Source organism: Pantoea deleyi (genome assembly GCF_022647325.1).
Taxonomy (GTDB): domain Bacteria; phylum Pseudomonadota; class Gammaproteobacteria; order Enterobacterales; family Enterobacteriaceae; genus Pantoea; species Pantoea deleyi.
In genome coordinates, this window is the sequence record NZ_CP071405.1 from 3403509 (window position 1) to 3423205 (window position 19697).

General features: G+C 45.8%; 12 protein-coding genes and 1 tRNA gene. 5 read left to right on the forward strand and 8 right to left on the reverse strand.

Annotated features, from left to right (window positions below):
- Positions 1-39: 39 nt before the first annotated feature.
- Genes dndB through dndE form a run of 4 tightly spaced genes read left to right on the forward strand, consistent with a single transcriptional unit; the run spans position 40 to position 5099 of the window.
- Positions 40-1125, forward strand: coding sequence for a DNA sulfur modification protein DndB (gene dndB, locus J1C59_RS16040; RefSeq protein WP_128084099.1), 1086 nt, complete (start codon positions 40-42; stop codon positions 1123-1125).
- Positions 1122-2756, forward strand: a complete 1635-nt coding sequence (gene dndC / locus J1C59_RS16045) for a DNA phosphorothioation system sulfurtransferase DndC (protein ID WP_128084098.1) — start codon at positions 1122-1124, stop codon at positions 2754-2756. Before dndB ends, dndC begins: the two co-directional genes overlap by 4 nt.
- Positions 2746-4746, forward strand: a complete 2001-nt coding sequence (dndD, locus tag J1C59_RS16050; RefSeq protein ID WP_128084097.1) for a DNA sulfur modification protein DndD — start codon at positions 2746-2748, stop codon at positions 4744-4746. Before dndC ends, dndD begins: the two co-directional genes overlap by 11 nt.
- Complete coding sequence (dndE, locus tag J1C59_RS16055; protein WP_128084096.1) at positions 4746-5099, forward strand: DNA sulfur modification protein DndE; 354 nt, start codon at positions 4746-4748, stop codon at positions 5097-5099. The genes dndD and dndE overlap by 1 nt, the downstream gene beginning before the upstream one ends.
- Positions 5100-5130: 31 nt before the next feature.
- Here dndE and J1C59_RS16060 read toward each other — a convergent pair whose 3' ends face one another.
- From J1C59_RS16060 to J1C59_RS16095, 8 genes are all read right to left on the reverse strand, one after another.
- Entirely contained in the window at positions 5131-6837 is a 1707-nt protein-coding gene (locus J1C59_RS16060; protein ID WP_242281341.1) for an AIPR family protein, read from the reverse strand.
- A 6-nt stretch (positions 6838-6843) separates the two neighbouring features.
- Entirely contained in the window at positions 6844-11937 is a 5094-nt protein-coding gene (gene dptH / locus J1C59_RS16065; protein WP_128084095.1) for a DNA phosphorothioation-dependent restriction protein DptH, read from the reverse strand.
- On the reverse strand, positions 11918-13240 hold the full coding sequence (gene dptG / locus J1C59_RS16070; protein ID WP_128084094.1) for a DNA phosphorothioation-dependent restriction protein DptG: 1323 nt from the start codon (positions 13238-13240) through the stop codon (positions 11918-11920). The genes dptH and dptG overlap by 20 nt, the downstream gene beginning before the upstream one ends.
- 4 nt (positions 13241-13244) lie before the next feature.
- On the reverse strand, positions 13245-14894 hold the full coding sequence (gene dptF / locus J1C59_RS16075; protein WP_128084093.1) for a DNA phosphorothioation-dependent restriction protein DptF: 1650 nt from the start codon (positions 14892-14894) through the stop codon (positions 13245-13247).
- A 721-nt stretch (positions 14895-15615) separates the two neighbouring features.
- Positions 15616-15700 (reverse strand) — tRNA-Leu (locus J1C59_RS16080).
- Between the two features lie 282 nt (positions 15701-15982).
- On the reverse strand, positions 15983-17014 hold the full coding sequence (locus tag J1C59_RS16085; RefSeq protein WP_128084106.1) for a DUF1176 domain-containing protein: 1032 nt from the start codon (positions 17012-17014) through the stop codon (positions 15983-15985).
- Positions 17015-17222: 208 nt separating this feature from the next.
- A complete protein-coding gene (locus J1C59_RS16090) occupies positions 17223-18218 on the reverse strand; it encodes a YsnF/AvaK domain-containing protein (protein WP_128084092.1) in 996 nt (331 codons plus the stop codon).
- A gap of 16 nt (positions 18219-18234) precedes the next feature.
- Positions 18235-18636 (reverse strand): DUF2382 domain-containing protein, encoded by a 402-nt coding sequence (locus J1C59_RS16095; protein WP_128084091.1) that lies wholly within the window; start codon positions 18634-18636, stop codon positions 18235-18237.
- Positions 18637-19175: 539 nt separating this feature from the next.
- On the opposite strand from J1C59_RS16095, the gene J1C59_RS16100 reads away from it, so the two are divergent.
- Positions 19176-19685, forward strand: coding sequence for a YjjA family protein (locus J1C59_RS16100; RefSeq protein ID WP_128084090.1), 510 nt, complete (start codon positions 19176-19178; stop codon positions 19683-19685).
- Positions 19686-19697: the final 12 nt, after the last annotated feature.

Genomic DNA, 19697 nt, shown 5'->3' on the forward strand with positions numbered 1-19697 from the left:
TTTTACGTAAAATGAACATTACTTCCAGGGAACTGCTGTATGGCGAATTTTGACACTGACTATTGCTACTCTTTCCCAGCCGTCAGAGGAATCCAGGCAGGTAGGCCTTTCTATATAGCTACCTGCCCAATGCGCATAATCCCCAAAATTTTTAGTTTTGACGAAAATGAAGTACCGCCTGAGTTACGAGCACAAAGAACACTCAATAAAACCCGCATACCTGAAATGGTCCGTTACTTACTTGAAAATCCAGATGATTATGTTTTTTCAGCTCTCACTGCCTCCATTGCAGTTGATGTACAGTTTGATGAGTATTCGGGCTCCAATAACTTAGGGACTTTGCGCGTGCCCATGGAAGCACAAATTTTAATCAATGACGGGCAGCATCGCAGGAAAGCGATAGAAGACGCTCTGGATGCAAGACCAGAGCTGGGGCAAGACAATATTCCTGTCTTGTTCTTTGTTGATGAAGGACTTAAACGTAGTCAGCAGATGTTTGCTGATTTAAACAAATATGCAATCAGACCAAGCCCTTCGCTTGCGACGCTCTATGACCACAGAGATGTCAGTTCAAATCTTTCACGGTATCTGGCTATGAATATCGAGCCTTTTATCGGACTGACTGAAATGGAAAAATCCAGCATTAGTAAGTTTTCAAACAAACTGTTTACTTTAAGCAGCATCAAGCAAGCGACGCGTTCTCTGCTGGGAAAAGATCCTAAAGCCAATGATGTTGAGCAGTGCTCTGACCTTGCGGTCCTCTATTGGCAAGCGATATTTCAGGTCATGCCAGACTGGCAATTAGCGGCAAAGAAAGAGGTCTCTCCTGCTCAACTTCGTCAGGAGTATGTTCATGCACACGGTATAGGACTCCAGGCACTAGGTTTACTGGGTCATTGCTTACTCACAGAACACCCTGATTCATGGCAGAAAATAATTTGTTCTCTTAGAGACTTTGACTGGCGTAAAAGTAGCCCAGAGCTAACCAAACGTGCGATGCAACATGGTAAACTCAGTAAGACGACAGCTTCGATTCAGCTTACCTGCAATGCTCTTAAAATCGCTTTATCGCTTCCCCTTTCAAATGAAGAACACGAGCTAGAAGCTCAAATGGTTATCTCATGAGTAAACTGATTCAGGCCCACGATCTGGCCGATTACGAAGATTTCATCAACCAGGAAAATTTTGCCGGGCGGCCTCTGGCAGAATATGTATCTGAAGTACAACGTATTTATTGTGCTGATAAGCGCCCATGGGTGATTGGTTACAGCGGGGGTAAAGACTCCAGCGCTGTCATTACTTTAGTATACCTCGCTCTATTAGGACTACCGCCGGCTATGCGGCAGAAAGACGTGTTTCTTGTTTCGTCCGACACACTGGTAGAAACACCAGTCGTAGTCGATTTGATCAAAAAGACCATGCAACGAATTGAAGCCGGTGCAAAACGCGCTGGGCTCCCCATCACTCAACATGCCGTCATGCCAAAGACCCACGAAACCTTCTGGGTCAATCTGCTGGGTAAAGGCTATCCGGCCCCCACCCGTAGTTTCCGCTGGTGCACTGAACGCATGAAAATCAATCCGGTGAGTGATTTTATCAAAGATAAAGTCAGCCAGTTTGATGAAGTCATCGTTGTACTTGGTTCACGCAGTAGCGAAAGCGCATCACGTGCTCAGGTTATTGCTAAGCACAAAATTGATGGTACTCGCCTGGCGCGACATACCACGCTGGCAAATGCGTTTATCTATACCCCTATTGATACCTGGGATGTCGAAGACGTCTGGAAACTGCTGCGCGGCGCGTTCCGCTATGCCCCGGACGATATTGATGAGTGGGAAAGCCCTTGGGGTGGGAATAACCGCCCCTTGTGGACACTCTATATGGACTCTTCCGCACAGGGTGAATGCCCGCTCGTGATCGATGACAGTACGCCTTCGTGCGGTAACTCCCGCTTTGGTTGCTGGACATGCACCGTTGTGACTAAAGACAAAGCAATGGAGAGCCTGATCCAGAACGGTGAAGAGTGGATGTCGCCACTGCTTAAGTATCGCGATCTGTTGGCATTCACGACTGACCCCGCAAATAAAGATACTTACCGTAATTACAAGCGCCGAACTGGCAAAGTGAGCTACCAGTATGCAAAAGACGGCGAAGAGCTTACTGCTGAACGTAAGCATGTGCCCGGCCCATATTGGCTTAAATACCGTCAACAATGGTTAAAGGACTTACTGACCATAGAGCGTGATATGAATGCCCAAGGGCACACGATTACTTTAATTACTGAACCTGAGCTGCATGCTATCCGTCAGGAATGGTTGAAGGATCCTAACGAACCAGATTGGTATGACTCTCTGCCTGGTATCTATCGCGAAGTTTACGGAAGAGATCTGGATTGGGTCATAGACGATCAGTCACGCTTTGACGCCAGCGATGCAGAACTTCTTGAGCAGATTGCTCAGGGGTTTGATGTTGTTCCTGAAATGGTCATGAAGCTGATTGAGCTTGAAGTTTCGATGGAGGGACTTAGTCGCCGCCAAGGGATCTTCGAAAAACTGGGGACGATCCTCAAGCAGGACTGGGGCAGCCTGGAAGAGATCAAACAACAGCAGGAAGCATTGCAGAAACGCAATGAAAGAGATGTTCATCAGGAAGAAGTGAACAAAATTGAAAACGAACTACAGATTTTACAGCGCAGAATCGCCGATGTAAGCGAACCAACTTTGCATACCAGTGAGGATAAAGAACGTGTTAATTAAACAGCTGGTGCTGCGAAATTTTCGAGTTTTCAACAGAACTCATGTGATTGATCTAGCGCCTAAAAAGCGGCAACACGACGATAATCCCCGACCGATTGTCTTATTTGGCGGATTAAACGGCGCGGGTAAGACATCAATTCTGTCCGCAATCCGTCTGGCATTGTACGGAAGACTGGCGTTTGGTTCGACGACCCAGCAACAGGAGTATATTGAAGAACTCAGCTCACTGATACATAACGGCTCATCATCAGGTGAACAACCCGATGAGGCGTCAATCGAGCTCATCTTTACGTACAATAAAGGCGGTCAGGAAGCTGAATTCACCGTTACTCGCACCTGGAAAAAAGGAAAGCGGGATAAACTTGCACTGCAGCAGGATGGCAAGTTGATTCAAGGACTGGGATATGATCAATGCCAGGGATTTTTGAATGAATTGATCCCCCATGGGATTGCCGATCTGTTCTTTTTCGATGGTGAAAAAATTGCTGAGCTAGCTGAGGATGAATCAGGGAATATTTTGCGGACCGCCGTGCGCCGCTTACTCGGATTAGATCTTATCGAGAAACTTCGCAATGATTTAATGATCTTTGTGAAGCGTCAGCAATCTGGTCAACTGGCAGAATCTCAACAGCAGAAATTAGCCGGGCTTGAGCTGCAAATTAAAGAATTTGCCTTCAAAACGGAGCAGATTCTTGAAAAAGCAGATTTTGCAAAATTACGTATCGATCTAATCTCTAAAGAAATTGTACAGCATGAGGCACTCCTGAATGCGCAAGGCGGCGCTTTTGCTCAGACGAAAGCCCAAGAAAAACAGAAGGTTGATACTCTTTTAAAAGAGAAAGATCATCTGGAAAAAGCGCTTCGTCACGAATGCGACAGTTCTTTGCCTTATGCGCTTGCACCTAACACGCTCAGCCGGTTACTTGAGCAGATTAGTGCTGAGATGCAAATAAAACAGGCTAATAGCTTTGAGAAGGAATTAAACGAATTCCTTACGCAGCTAAAAAGTGATATTTCATTCCGTTCTGGAAGCACTGGAAAAATTGCGGCTGAAGCGATTGAAGATAATCTTAAAGAATACTTGGCAGGGAAACCGAAAGGTGAGCTATTGTTTGATATCTCCGAGCGTGAAGCAGGTATGATTCACCAATCTATCGAACAGGATAGTAAAAAAGCTTGGCAGCGTTTTGATCTTTACCGCAACCAACTCGCTGAAGTAGAAGAACAGTTAGAGCAAGCCGCAGCAAACATTGCCCGTGCGCCAGAAGATGATCAGCTAATGGATATTTTTGAAAAACTCCGGGAGTTGGATCGACAGCGTGAAGCCAAACGCCAAAAGTATCGCTCACTACTGGAAGAAGCTAAACAGACTAAACAACAGCAGTTAGACTGTGCTCGTCAGGTTCAAAAAGCGCACGATGCGGCTCGCAACCAGCATAGCTTTAATAGCGCCTTTAATAACGCGCAAGAAACAATTAATCTGCTTGACCGATATAGTGAGCTATTAACTCAGGCAAGGGTTAAAACACTTTCCGCTAACTTTGAAATTGCTTACCGTAAACTAGCCCGTAAAGAGGATTTGCAGCTTAGTGCTCATATTAACCCTGAGACATTTGATGTTGAACTAGTAGATGAAAATAATAAGATTATTAATCGTAAGCTGCTCTCTGCTGGTGAAAAACAAATCTATGCGATAGCTATTCTTGAAGCTTTGGCTAAAACTTCTGGTCGTGATTTGCCTGTAATTATTGACACGCCTTTAGGGCGTTTAGATTCTCAGCATAGAGACAAGCTGATCAACCATTATTTCCCGTTTGCCAGCCATCAGGTAGTGCTGCTATCTACTGATACGGAAGTGGATGAGCGTTATTTTGTTGATCAATTGCGTGATGATATCTCTCATGCTTATGAGATTGTGTTTAATGCACATACAAAGTCATCTGCTCTTAAAGCTGGGTATTTCTGGGAATTAACTAAGGAGGCAATTTGATGTTGCCTAATAGAATGCAACTTAGCCGTCAAACTGAAGAGCAGCTTAAAAGACTAAAGGGTTTCACTGGATTAACCCCAAATATTTCTGCCCGTCTAGCATTTTTTCGGTCAGTTGAAAATGGGTTCCGATTTTCCGCCGAGACAAATAATTTAAAACTTGATGGCACACTTGTGTTAGATAAAATTACATGGTTAGGTGAAACTCTACAAATAACGGAGCTAGTATTAAAAATGCTCTACCCAAATCTTGAACAAAAACAAATTTCCTATGCTTGGGCAGCGCACGTAGATGATGGTATTGCAGCATTAAGAAACCATAAAAGCATTAACAACCTTATGAGTAGCATTTAAAACAAACCCCATGCAAAGCATGGGGTTAAAATTACAATCCAAAGTTTGCGTTAACATGCTCTTTGAATTTAGACAAACCCATTTTTCTAACAATGGATGTATTTTCTGCCTGGAATGAATTTATACAGTTTTCAAGTTTATTTATCAAGGAAGTATGATCTAGCGATACTCCCTTCTCAAATAAGTATAAGCAGTAAAAATATTTTATCTGGCTACCTTTATAATTTGATGACTTGTAATCCTTTATAATTTCGAAATAATCACCAATTAGCTTCGGTGATTTTTTTAAATCAAAATTATTAATAAATAGATCTTCATAATCTTTATCGAAAATGTCTTTTATGCTATTAGTTGACTTTTCTGGATAACCACTGATAGATTTTAATATCTGACCAAACGTCTCCATTTTGATCATGTATTTATATTCTTTTTTATCATCGGAACCAGTATCCCCTGATTTCCGTAAATATGCTATCTCATGTTCATCAAGGTATCTTTCAATATCAATTTGCTCTGTTGAAAGAGATTTTAAGTCTGAAGTTTTGATAGAGTTTTGACTATTCGTAAACTCTGCAATTTTATGGATATCATTTGAACCTGAATCAGGCATAAAAACTCTAAGCAACACTTCAGCATTACAAAGATAATTTGATATATTATCCTTATGATCTTGGTTAAACTTATGAATAGATCTAAGTGTCTGCCCGCCATTAACAATCTGAAAGCCATTTATATCAAGCTTCATGCTTTTATTACCGGCTAGATTAAGAGCAGATACCGACTTGGCAACCATTGTAATGCCATTATTATACATGAAAAATTTTGTCGGATGATTTTTAATAGTTAAACTAATCTTAGGGTTATATTTTGAATTTTTAACAAAACCTCGAACATTGTCAAATAATACACTGAATTCTAGATCAACCTCAGACAGTGGATTTAGGTCATCCAGGTTTGTTTCATTTCTTAGAGAACCATCATTACAAGTCATCCTAATTATTTCATCACATCTTACTCGCACTATATAGGATTTTGCTGAAGCCTTACTATCTTCGCTGTAACACATTAGTGCGTCTTTACTTACAATAATACTAGCATTGATGTCTTTTGGGCGAATTGACATGAATTGTGAGATTGAAGGTAAAGCCAAAGGCTCAATCTCAATTTCATAAATGGAAGATAAGTTCTCCAACTCTGAAGTTGTTTCTTTAACTTCTTGCGCATCGTTACTAACTTGATAAAACTTCACCTCCCACTCATCTTTAGGGTTGCAAAAAATATCATTTAGCTTTTTCAATTTACTGCAAAGCTTTTTATGATTATTTTCAACTAATGTTTCATTATATTGTAGACATAGATTTAAAAATTTTGTAGAAATAAAATTATCATTTAAGCTTTGTGATTTATCAACATTGAACCTTTCTTTATATTTAAAATTAAAAAGCTTAACCTGCCTTTTCTCTTCGTTTATATAAACAACATCCATCCCAAAATCATTGACATGCTCGTTAAAAAAGACTTTGTTGAAGTCTGTGTCAATTATAGACTCAATGAGTTCATCTTCATTAGAATCTACATCGCAAACATTTTCCATTATAAATAAATAGAACCCAAAGCGACGTTTTTGAGACTCGCTAAGAACCCCATAGTTGCTAAAGCCAGTATATCCACACAAAATTTTGAAATATTTATCTAATTTAGTATTCAAAATAATAAAGTCAGTTCTAGTAGCCATCATTCCCTCTTAATTATTCTGATGTAGTTCCCAAAATGCTTTATCGCGCATTTTAAAGACTTGCTTGTCACCGTTAATGTATAAACTAAAATGTTTCTCAAGCTGGCGAATCTGACCCATTAATGCTTCTTGCTCTGATTTATCATCAACGTTAAACACAGCTTTAATATCTGCGTTCTTGATTTCAGATACTCGATGAATTACCCAAGTTAAAATATAGGAAGCATAATTATTGTCTGCTGTTTTAAAATGCGTAATCTCCTGAGTAGACAAAATTGCACCTACACCATACTCACGCCCTTCCTTAAGGATCTTACGCAAGCTGGAAAAATCCTTCCGCATAAAGTTATCGGCTTCGTCCACCAGAATCATTTTTGTGAGCTGACGATAATCCCCTCGCACCACTGGTTTGCCGCGCTTTTGCATCTGCGCGTAAAAAAGATCCAGTGTTAGCGCGACTACAAGGTTTTGCACTTCTGGCGGGTAACCAGCCAGTTCAATAACGGTGACGCCGTTAATCAATTCGTACAAGCTGGTCATCTTCTCCGGGATGGTCTCGAATATCTTGTAACGCGCCAGTTTAGAAAGTGCTGCGTAAAGCGAATCTTCTTCAACCTTCTCCTGATCGAGGAAGCGCTGCCATACATCTTCAATTGTCGGTGCAGTCCGTGACCATGTCGTCGGATCTTCAGGCGAAATGCCTGCCGCTTCGTAGCATTCTAAAATCAGGTTTTCTAATTTCAGCTGCTGTTTATGACCCAGTCCATAGGCTTTTGCCATCGTTTCTGATAGTCCGCCTGCGGTATGGATTGGTAGCATTGGCGTGTCGCCAAACAGAGATAAGGGGTTGTAAGGCAGCTTAAATAACTTGTACTTTTTGGCCCCCGTTGCATCAAGAAAAGCCTCGTCCACATAGTCTGATTTGTAGTCGAAGATCAGCAAACCAATAGGTTTACCATCAACGTTACAGGCTTGATTGCGCATCAACTGTGTGACCAGCGATTTAGTAAACTGGGTTTTACCGGTGCCCATCGTTCCAATAATGCCTGTATTGGTATTCATGAACTTCGCAGTGTTGGTTGGCTCCCATTGTAATGGGCTCTGACGCGCAGCATCATGACCAAACAGGATCTGTAATGGAGTATCGCTAATATCAGGTGCCACCACCGTTACAGCAGGCTGTAACGAATCCGACTCAGGTTCCGAAATGGACTGTGCAGCAGTCGGCGTTATGACTTCTACCACGACTTCGGGCTGTGACGGAGTGGCATCACCCTCTGGTTTAAGCAGGTATTTTTCCGGCACCCGGTAACGTTCTGCCAGCGGTGGTTCATTCACCTGCGCAGCAATTAGCGAAGGCAGCAGTGTATAAGGGATTTCGATCTGTAATATATTCTCCGGTGTCTCTTTATAAGAGAGATCGAAGCAGGTTGCACTGTCCACATGCGCCACCACGAAGCCGTTCGCATAGTCGGTCAACTCACCTAACTGATAGTCACCCGTTAACCACCATTCTCGTCGTTCCAGCAAAGGAGCCAGTTTATCATTGTTCAGCACTCCATACAGGCGCAGTTTCTCCACCTGCATCAGTACCTGACGTACAAAGAGCGCCCGGTACAATTGTGATGCCAGCGTTTGTGGTTCCAGAATGTCCTGCTGTAAATAACGTTTCAGCTCACGAGCCTGTTGGCCTGCATAGCTGTAGTCAGGCCGCACCCCGGTTTTAACTTCCAGAGGCAACAGATAGAGCCGGTCTTCTTTGAATCCCACAAAGAGCACATCATCAGAGATCGCGCCGTTACGATAACCCTGTAGATTTCTCGATAAATCGCTTTCTTTCATTTTCAGCCCGACATTACCGGACACACGGATCATTTCGGCTACCGATAACGGAATCCAGCAAATATCGGACTGGTGCAACATAGATTGCACAAATTTGTACGCGCCTATAATGCCGTGCTTCTCTTTACGCTCTCTTTCACTGGAACGCAGCATTTTCAGCAGCCATTCACCGTTAAAGGCATTAAATTCAGCCAATAGATGCTGACTATCAACAGCAGGTTGCCCTGACTGGCTTCCGGTCTGGAGCAACCGCAGGAATAGATCAACCTGCTTCGTGACGGTGACAGCATCGTAGCCTGCGCAACTGGTGTACTGGTCAGAATAGTGGATAAGCACCACATCTTTCTGACTAGTGAAAAAATCGAGAGTGACTTTTGGATCAATGATGGTGGTCCAGAGCGCACTATTGTAGGAGTAATTCAGTAGCTGTTTAAAATTGCCGCTCACAGCCAAGCCGATCCCTTGTCCATGATACTGGCTGTTGCTTTGACGTGCAGGTTGCCACAGGCAGCCGATTAGTTGGGCAATACGCAGGGCGCAATAGGGTTCAGTATCTACATCACGCAGTCCAAACGCGGTAAAGTAAGCATCCCCTTGCGTTTCGGCACCTTCTCCAGCAATCAATCCATGGCACAATACCCCACTGGACGCATCTTCAATGCGAATCTGGCGGCAATCCACAGGTGCTGTATTGGTGAAAAATGCCAGATGTGCATAGGCCAGCTTGTCGCTTTCTGACGGTAGGACAAACTTGCTGAACGTTAACCGGCTACGCAGCAGGTCAATCAGCATATCGGCTTCGGCTCTCCATACGCCACTGTTCAGATCGAGATCGTTTTTAAGCTGCTCATAGCTACCACTTTCTGCAAAGTGATCGAACATATTAGGTAGTAAACGTTCATCGTAGCAGTTCACATGAACCGAAATAGCCTTCTCTTTTTCTTGCTTAAAATATTCTACTAATCCCAGAAATAGTTCTTTGGCGTTACCTTGATTAATGGCATTGATAATCAATGCACTGTTCTCAGCCCTCTGGAATAACCGGGCGTAAGCGTCCGTAAACTCATTAAGTTTGTCTTTTACCAGACGTTTAACGTAGTCATGGCTGACCTGCCGCTGAGGAACCACATCAATCCAGAAGCGGTTTTCATCCACCGGATGTAGTTGCGCATATTCATGCTCACTGTGATAAACAAACGGCACTAACCCGGAAACCATCAATCGATCAAGAGTAATCGGCGGTAGTGTGGCAAATGATGCCGAATCGCGCTGTTCCGACTCCGCAACGATAGTTTCTACCAGTTGTAGATGGTAGGCCAGCACCAGAGGATGCAGAGGAGAGAGGCGCTCATGGCTCTCATTGCGACAGATCCCAAGATGCAGAAGACGTTTCTCTTGTGCTGTTAGCGCTCTGCTCAGGCCTATTTGCTGGAGTGACTGTTCGAACGTAGTAACAATGTAGCTGACCAGTGTGCGATATTCCGCTGACCACGACACCAGACTCGGCAGAGTGTTACGACGATGATAGTAAGCAAATAACTGGTCATAAGCATTATGGAGATCGGGGTAGCTGGCAAGAAGTCCATCCAGCGCAAACTCGCTATCGTCACTTCCCGTACCCAGCAGACGTTGCTCGATTAATGAGGCTTCCAGTATCAACAACTGCTGGCGTACACCTGCGACCTTGTGTTCAGTATTATCGAGTATGATGCGCCCTTTTAGTCGGTTCCAGGTTGCATTGCCCCCTTCTTTGAACAACTTATTAAAACGACTTTGGTCAAAAAGCAACGGTAACGTTAGCCCTTCTTCTGCTCCCGGTCCCTCTATGTTAAACGACAGACGTGAATCACCGGAAACGATCGCAAACTGAACCAGGTCACTTTGATTTGCCAGCGTTTCAAAATTCACCTGAGCAAAATGCTGGCAGTCTATGTCTTCGCTCTCGTCATTCAACGTACAAGTCAGATTGCCAGACTCGGCAACACGCAGCATGTTATCTTCCAGTTGCAGAGTAATTTGTTCTTTACCTGGCTCAATGCGGTAACAGTGCTGAATATCGTTCAGCCAGAATTGTCCCTGCTCGACCAACAATAGGCGAAATTTATACTCTTCGGCTGAATTATTGCGGTTGGTCAGTTCAAGACTGAAGAAGCAGGGATGACCATTAAAAGGCACCGACGCAATAATGCGGGAAGTCTTGCCACCCGCCCGGCTGGTATGCCAGAAAGGTGCATTCTTTAACTGACGATTATGGGCAATCTTTATCTGGTTATCCTGAAGATCATTACCCTGAAAACTGAATTCCAGCTCAGCCTTTGATTGCCCTGGCTGCACCTGCACCAGCAGGCTGATATCTCGCTTGCCTGCCTTACTGGCGCTTTTCGCCCGTTGCCAAACCTCGCCGTTTTCGACGGAGACGTTTTCCAGCACCAGTTTTTGTTCACTATTCTTTTCTTTCTCTTTTCTGTAGTCGGAGAAATCGAGCTCACGCCAGTCATCTTTATCGTAAAAATGTTCCTGAATGAATTTTGAACTAAACTCAGGCAGCACATTCTCCAGCTGTCCACTGTAGCGTTCAACACTATCTTCTATCTGGCGATATAATTTCCGGTTTTCATTCAATCGGGTGCGCAGCTGCTTCTGGCTAAAGTTCAGTAGTTCATCATCTTTAAACAGATGAAGCTCAGAGAAATCCAGATTGCCATCGTCCAGTAAGCGATATAGCGACGAAAAACCAAATACGGTCGCGCCTTCATCCAGTACCGTCGCAAGTTGATCCTCCAGTAAACAGTGGGATAATTCCGAACGTTTACTGCCTGTGGTAATGAGCTTTTCAAGTTGATGACTGAAAGTTTGTGGATACCAGATAGCATCCGGTGCCGCCACGTCTTTTGTGCTGTTAATCAGAGTATCGAGCATGCTGTTGTGAATAATCAACAGCGCTGTCTGGGCAAAAACGCCGCTGCGCCCTGCAACTTCATCGCGCAAATGAGAAATGTAGTTTTCTGTGAATGCTGGAGCCTCAGCACCATGCAGTACAGGAATAAGCTGAACACCATTGCAGGGGAGACAATCAACATATTGTCCTGGCGCAATTTCCAACCGATTGCCGTCCGCCAGAGAAACGAATGCTTCCCAGAGTTTCAGGGCATTATCGGGATCAGGAGATTTGAACTGATAACGCTCGCCAGGCTGAATGATGCCACCTACCCATTCAACAAAGGTTTCTGCCAGATAGGTTTCATACTGTTTTACGGACATAAACGGCGTCTCCACTATCACTCATTCGCTCTACATTTCCCATGCGTTCATAAAACGCCACAAGCGTTTGCGCCGACTGGTTGTCAAGATAAAAACCGCGCTGTTCAAAACCACGCAGCAGTTCATGCAGGCGGAGTTTGTCATTTTTGCCCACAGTGAGATTGGTAAGTAAAAGAAGACGATCCTGATTCAGTACCAGCACTTTCCCTGCCCGACCACGGACCTGAATGAAGTCAGTGCAAATCTGGTTTTCCAACTCGTTAACGTATTTACGATTGACCGTCGCGCGGTCAGTTTTTTTTCCCTGAAACTGCTCTAGGGCAACGGATAAGAGCTGTTTGAAGGCATTTTCCAGGTTTATTGCGCGTTCACGAAGCGGGAGGCCACGATCCACAATAAAATCCTGCAAATAAACGTTAAGGTCATTAAGTACTCGGGCAGATGAGTCTGAATCATTCAGAGTGTCTTGATAAATCTGCCATAACGGACGCTTTTTCTGTCCTTTTCCCCACTGCAAAACCTCAAGTGCAGAGAGAACCGGGAACAGTTTTTCGCTCTGGCTAGCGAACAGCTTATAACCATAACGTTTCACCTTTTCCCGTTCGGAGCTGGCTTTTTCGCTATCAAGAATAAAAAATAGTGATTTGCTTTGTGGTTCGCCATCCTGCCAGTTGTCCAGATTGAGCGCCAATTGAGCGCACCAGCTAAAGGCGTACAAACGTAGGGTGTTAGTCAATTCCTGTAAAAGGTACTGCGGATGTTCTGCCAGAAATGCCAGATCAGATTGAAAACACGTTACCATATACGGGAGATACGGTTGCTCATCAGCAAACGGTCCTTTCCCTAACAGCTTTATTTTTTCATTTAGCTTATTCAGCATTTGCTGCTCGATGAAGTTCAGTCTGTCCTGTATGGGATAAAGGAGGCTAAAATCTCCCATCAAATTGGCAAATAGCGTGCCAAGTCGTTTATCTGCCGTTGAACCCGCACTTATTTTTTCACCATTAAACTGGGCGTGGAACAGTAAAAAAAGTGGGGAGACACGCAAAATATCGTGACTGGAAAAATACATCCGTTCCAGCACGGACCAGAATGCAGGCTCATCAAGCAGCTCCTGCAGATGTGTTTTACAATCTTCACGGAATTGTTCGGGAGCATAAGCTTCGATTTTGCGTTTCAGGGCGTAACTGAGGACCAGACCGGTGACGAATTGCCAGCTAATATCGTTGTTTTTATTGCGCACAGGCAGGTAACTATCCAGTTGATTGTTACCCACTTTTAACTCGTTTGCGATAGGGTACATTCTGCTAACTCTCCATACCGCTAATAGTGATCATATCGTCATCCGCCTTTGCACGATAAACTCGTTGTCTGCCATCATAAAATTTTATTTCGCTGCTGGACTTAGCCTGCTCCGCGATCAACTCTACAATTTCGTCCAGTAACACGATGGCATTTTTATCGTATTTATTCGGACGATAGCCATTATTCAACTTGTCCAGTAATTCGAACAAATTAAGCCCGATATGAATATGCGGCAGTGGATTTTTCCCCACCTTTAAATAGACATCGAAGCCTGTTGGATGAGCTGTATTTTTATTACGGATAGCATCCCAATCAGGCTTCACCTCTACTGGTGCGGTTATTTTTATCCCACCAAACTCACCCAAAAAGAACTCTTCTTTTTGCATACTTAATTCAGGTGCTTTGCGGTTAGCATAACGCTGGATACCCGCGATAAGCTCAAAAGTATAGAAGCGATTCAGTGACCTTTTTTGCTCCGGATCTGCTGTGTAATTTCTATGCAAATGCCAGATTTCTGAGTAACGTTCAAACAACGATTCGTTAAAGAACGCAGAAAATCTCCGATGATAATCATTACCTAACGACTCGTGCTGCAACAGCCAGAAAAGCCGGATCAATGAGGTTGCGTCACCGGGCTTAACGCTCTGGCGATCAAACTTAATGTGCAACGGCTCAAGTGCGGCTAAAAAAGCATCGAGATCAGCGTCAACCAGTCCCAGTTCATAGCGCAAAACAAACTGATCAAGTTCATAGGTGTGCAATCTGGCGGGATCAAAATCGGAAACCTTTTTAATCAGATCATTTTCTGCACCGATGAAGAGATTATCAAATAAGTAGCCAGGCCCCATTAACAAATGATGAAGAAAGTCCAGCAGCGTTCGGGTCGTCACAAACTGGTCTTTAATCAACCGCGCCTTAAAGAGCTGCGTAATTAATACATTCTGCACGCCAGGCATGCAAAGCAATTTAAAGTTTGCGACCTCTTTTAGGCCAGGGTTAATTGATTCATCGCGCCGAAAGATAAATTGAAATAAATTATTATCATCATCACGAGTTAAGTTATCTAATAAGGATTTAATAAATGAAGAATAGTTTTTATTTTCGTTAAACTGGAATTTAGGATAGTGTTCAAAATCAAAAAAAGAACAATTCTCGTTACGGTAAGGACGGCTTGCATCCTGCTGCCCTGAAAAAAATGAGTCAATTGCAGACCGAATCACCTTATGGCATTCAGCACCTTCTCGGGCAAAGTTAGCAAGCATTCCGGTATTGATGCCAATGAGCAATGGAGATGACTGCTGATGATGATTAGCAAACAACTCATTCAAAGCATCAATAGCTGATTGTCGAGGGGCAAAACTATGAGTGGCATCCAGATGGAAACTAAAACGCCGCTGATAACGCGGATCTGACTGACAGCGGGTTAGAATTTCGGACTTTCCGTCCCCGCTACTACCGCACAAAAAAATAATTTCGCCGGGTTTAGCAACATCAAGATAGCGTTGCAATTCGGTTTCAATCTCTTGTTTAACAAAGAGTTGTTCCTTCAACTGATCGAACTCATCCCTCTGGCGGTGTGTCATGGTGGTAACGGAAAACGAAGATGACTTCGCAAGTACACCCAAAGCCTTTTGTAATGTGATTGCGCTCATAACCGCACGGTCTCTGATGTGGATTTGTAACTATTCTATATAAACGAAAATATTAACTCTACTGAACATTGAGAAAATTTATTAGTTTGATCATACTTCATCCATGCCTTGCGAGAGCAGACTCTAAAGCAATCTGGTTGACTACAGGACATAGATGTTCAGATTTTGCCTCCGGCCAAAGCCAGAAAAATCTTCTTCTCATAACATTTAAATTCTGTCTGCTGTTTACCTACTATTTCTGGCAGAAGGGTGCACGAGGTCAGTAAGCTACTATGGTGTATTTTGTATTACTCACAGCGGCCATAAGTCCCTGCTAGTAAAGGACTATACCGTGTATTGCTGTATAGATTAGCTGGAAATATGTTCGAACTCAACATAAGTACAAATGTAGGTTTTAAGGAGGATTTTCTGAAAGTCTTCATAGCCCGTTATTTATTCAAAAGGCCATATTGCGTAATAGTTACATTACTCTATTTCATTATTTTTCCTCTCATAACACAAATCAGCAGAACTTAGTGAGGCTATTGTTATTCATCACATATAGTTGATAATTTTACCAACCGAGATAGAAGCAGATCGTATGGCGAAATTATTTTGTGGAAGAGGTTATAAACATAAGGTTCACTGTAAATATTGAAAGCTTGAACCGGATGCGAAACACTCAGTTCCAGAGCAATAAAAACAAAAAAAGCCGCCCTTAAGCGACTTAAATTTGCATACTTGGTGCCGAAGGCCGGACTCGAACCGGCACACCTTTCGATGGTTGATTTTGAATCAACTGCGTCTACCGATTTCGCCACTTCGGCACTGAAGGGATGCGGAAAACGTTGTGGATTATACCGTTGCCCCCTGTTTCCGCAACCCTTATCCGCCGACGCCGACGCAACTGCTGAAAAAAACGTCTTCCGGGTTCTTCACTACACCGCGTAGCCTCTCTGGCTGAAATCCTGCCCTTCCCTGCCCGCACTGAACAGTCGCTTCAGTATGCCGGTTTCACCGGCACAGAGTGACGATAAAGCCTGTGCGCAGTGAAACGGATGGCCTCATAGCCGCTCAGGTAAACGCTGAGATCCCGTTAACCAGAAGATCTACTCCGCAACAGACTTCACGTCTGTGACCAGCGTCGGCAGATCCCAGGTACCGCCAGCATGGATATAGCGGCACATGCCGGTTCCGCCGTCATAACTTTTACGGAACGCCTGACCATCCCAGACCCAGCTCTCCTGGCTCATGCAGTCCCCGATGCCCCGGCCTTTCTGCACGCTGGTGATCTCGCCCTTGTCATAATCCGATCCGGATGTGGTCACCAGTATCGGCGTACCTTTGAGCTGCTTATCGATGACCCAGTAGCCATACCCCTCGTTATAAGCGGCTCGCCAGCAGAGCGCCGACAGCAAAGCATGGGTGTCATCCAGCGGTGTCAGAGTGGGCCCGTCGGTCTCCGGATCGCTGTTCTCTGCCGATGAAAACAGGCTGTCGCAGGTGTCATCGTCATTGTGATTGACCGAGGCCAGCAACCGGGTTTTCAGCGCGTCGGTTTCCGGTGCGGTCAGCAAACGGGGTTCGCCGCTGAGGGTTTTAGCTGCCTGAATAACCGGTGCGGGCACGGCCTTAGCCACGCTGTTCTCCGGTTTATTGCCCTTTCTGGTGAGCGCGCCTGGCGTGCCGATACGGCCCTGCACGTCGTCGGCTTTCAGCAGCGCGGCATACGCACCTTCGCCGGAAAGCTGGAACGGCTTTGAGCCGCCTTTAAATTCGACGTTACCGTTGCCTTTCACGGCGCTGATTATCGCAGCGGTCTGGCTGGCCGACAGCCGCCAGTTATCATCCGCCGCCGTCAGATCGCCTGCGGACTTCCCGTTGATCCACAGCGTCAGTTTCTCCGCTGGCTCGCTGTCATCTTCAGTGTCGCCCAGCGTCACTTCTCCCACGGTCTCCGTTGCGGGACCAGCGGCACGGGTGAGCAGGATAGAGCCGGAGGGATCCTCTTCTTTACCATAACCCGCCATACGGCAGGTCAGCGTATTATCACAGACGACTTCCCAGTCCTTATGCTGAAGCGTTGTTCCGCTCTGGGCGGCCTGAGCCGACAGGGAGAACGCCGCCAGCACGAAAAGCATCGGTTTACAGTTCACTTTATTCCCTCAGGTATTATCTCTGCCCGACCCGCGCGGAGAGTCCCTGATTATATCGAAGAAGATATTGCGTCGTTATCCGTTTTATTTCCCCTCAAACGCAAAAAAGCCAACCTCGCGGTTGGCTCTTCCTTGCATCTTCAGCATTGGGCATCAGCGATACCCGTCAGCGCCGGTTGTCAGGATCGGCGCCTCAGTGCGAATGGTCGTACTCGCGGTGATGCAGCTTGTTCTCCACCTTATCCTTCACTTCGCTGGCTTTCTCGCTCACCTTCTCCGTCAGGCTCTCTTTATGGTCGCGATGATGCGTCGCGGGTGACGGTGAACCGGTGGCGGGTTTCGCCGCTGCCGTGGTTCCGGGCAGCTCGCGCTCCAGTCCGCTGCGCGCAGGGTCGATATCTACTTCCTGACGACGCACCGTGTCGTTAACGGTCTCGGTGCGGTCGCTGCCCTCGGTGCGCACGACCACCTCTTCTTTCACGTGCGTCGTCTTATTAATCACCGGCTGCTCATGGGTCTCAGCGACCTCGACGGTTTTCTCCGACCAGTCCACTTCGCCGGCCAGCGCGGGTTCGTTCACCGAGCGGCGGAAGATGTCGGCGTGCTGCTCATGCAGCGAAATATCTTCAGAGACGGTATCAGTCACCGTGTAGCGGCGCACGCGGGTCGAGCCTTCGCTGACCAGACGTTTACCCACTTCTACCTGCTCTTCGGCCAGGCGCAGAATGTCGGCTTCGCTCTCATCCCCGGTCAGCGAAGTGCGTCGCGGTTCTGCCTGGCGGTCGTTGATCTCACCGGCAAACTGCTTACCGGCGGTGGGATCGATGCCGGGCGCGCGGGTGCCATTCTCAACTGAACTCTGCATCCGTGACGGTACCTCTACGGAGTCATGCGAATGGAGAATCGTCATGGCGCGGGCCAGCTTCTCCTCTTCGGTTCGCAGGGTCAGCACGACACCGCCTTTGTCCATCGCCCGGGTGTAGACATCCGCCTGATCCTGACCGACGGTGTGACCGAACAGACGCTGCCACAGGCTCGGATGGCGGACGGAGTGCCCTTCCTGCTGTAAACGTTCTCCACTGATCAGACTGATGTCCCGATCAGAAAAGCCTGCTTTCACGAGATTTCTTTTCGCGGCCTCTGCCTGCTGTGCAGAATCGAACAGTGTTACGATTTTTTCCTGTGCCATGATAGGTTCCTCTCTGTTAGCGGTTTTGATCGTCATCTCTTTCAACCTTTACCTGCTGCTCACGTCGGGTCACCACTTCCTGAAAAGGAACACGCTCCTGCACTTTTCGGATGTGGATCTCCTCTTTCAGCACCAGCTTTCGGACGATCTGGATTTCTTCCTCAACGACCGGGACAATCAGTACACCGTTCTCTTCCCTGATGTCGGGCATTTCCTCAACGGGTTCTGCTTTTGCTACATGCTCAACCTCAACCTTATCCCGGTTAACCAGTGTACTGATGACCTCGTCATGCTCGTTTGTGGAACGGGTAACGCGGACATGTCCATCCACAATCTTCTGCTTCGTCAGTGCTATTTGCTCTTCAGCGAGTTTAAGCGTGACCTCTGCATCGTTATTGTGCTCTGGCTGCCCAGCCATATTTTCCCTCCCGTTCAATAAGTCGGCCATAACGGCCTGATACAGTAATTAAGCATGAATACCCTCGTGGATTTCGCAAGGCGGAATATTAAAAAAAATCAGCAGAAAATTTTAAAAGCGATGCGAAAAAACAGCTTAACCCTGGTGGGAAACGGCTTAATCTGGCAGAAGATTAAATAAAATAATACAATATAAACAATATCTTAAAAGAATTTAATTTCACAGGTAAATATTAACAACAAAGACACAAGCAGGAATAAAGTACCGTTTAACCAAAGCGGCAGAATGGAGATAAACCAGGACGATTCCTCATAAAGTGAATGCAGCGATGAACAGATATTAAATAATGTTTCAGCGAAGGATTTTTATTTTTATCCGCAGACAATAACGTCACGGAATAATAACATCCTTATTCACCTGATTTGATTTTCGTCCTTATTACAGAAGATTCTCAAAGCGCCCGTTAAGCAGGAAACTCCGGAACTTTCTGCTGTTCAGCCTCTCTTAACAGAACTGAATACGTACAGACAGAGGTTAAGATGAAACAGGTACAGCGCAGGGCATGGGCATGGGGCGTGGCGGCGCTTCTGGTGGCAGGCAGTGCCTCGGCGGCAAGCTGGCAGGATCAGCTGAGCAGCGCGGCGTCGCAGCTCAGCCAGCAGAACAACGCGAACACCACCAGCACCACCCAGCAGAACGGCGGGCTGTCGCTCTCTTCTATTACCAGCCTGCTGGGCGGTGGCGACAAAGCGGTCAGCGCCAACAACATGACCAACGCCGCCGGTGTGATGCAGTATTGCGTCGAGCACAACGTGGTGAAAAACAATGTGCAGTCGGTGAAAGATCAGGTGCTGAGCAAGCTCGGCCTGAACACCACCACCGCGCAGGCGCAGCAAACCGATTACACCCAGGGTGTGGCTGGCCTGCTGAATACCGGCAACGGCCAGCAGCTTAACCTGCAGAGCCTGAGCAACTCGCCGATGGGTGAGAAGCTGAAAACCAAAGCCTGTGATGTCGTCCTGAAGCAGGGCAAAAACTTTATCTCCTGATCCCCTTCTCTC

Bases quoted from the DNA above. Each gene is read 5' to 3' on its own strand.
- dndE (WP_128084096.1), top strand. From the start codon at position 4,746: ATGTTGCCTAATAGAATGCAACTTAGCCGTCAAACTGAAGAGCAGCTT.
- J1C59_RS16085 (WP_128084106.1), bottom strand. From the start codon at position 17,014: ATGCTTTTCGTGCTGGCGGCGTTCTCCCTGTCGGCTCAGGCCGCCCAG.
- dptG (WP_128084094.1), bottom strand. From the start codon at position 13,240: ATGTACCCTATCGCAAACGAGTTAAAAGTGGGTAACAATCAACTGGAT.
- dndC (WP_128084098.1), top strand. From the start codon at position 1,122: ATGAGTAAACTGATTCAGGCCCACGATCTGGCCGATTACGAAGATTTC.
- dptH (WP_128084095.1), bottom strand. From the start codon at position 11,937: ATGTCCGTAAAACAGTATGAAACCTATCTGGCAGAAACCTTTGTTGAA.
- dptF (WP_128084093.1), bottom strand. From the start codon at position 14,894: ATGAGCGCAATCACATTACAAAAGGCTTTGGGTGTACTTGCGAAGTCA.
- dndB (WP_128084099.1), top strand. From the start codon at position 40: ATGGCGAATTTTGACACTGACTATTGCTACTCTTTCCCAGCCGTCAGA.
- J1C59_RS16100 (WP_128084090.1), top strand. From the start codon at position 19,176: ATGAAACAGGTACAGCGCAGGGCATGGGCATGGGGCGTGGCGGCGCTT.
- J1C59_RS16060 (WP_242281341.1), bottom strand. From the start codon at position 6,837: ATGATGGCTACTAGAACTGACTTTATTATTTTGAATACTAAATTAGAT.
- J1C59_RS16090 (WP_128084092.1), bottom strand. From the start codon at position 18,218: ATGGCACAGGAAAAAATCGTAACACTGTTCGATTCTGCACAGCAGGCA.
- J1C59_RS16095 (WP_128084091.1), bottom strand. From the start codon at position 18,636: ATGGCTGGGCAGCCAGAGCACAATAACGATGCAGAGGTCACGCTTAAA.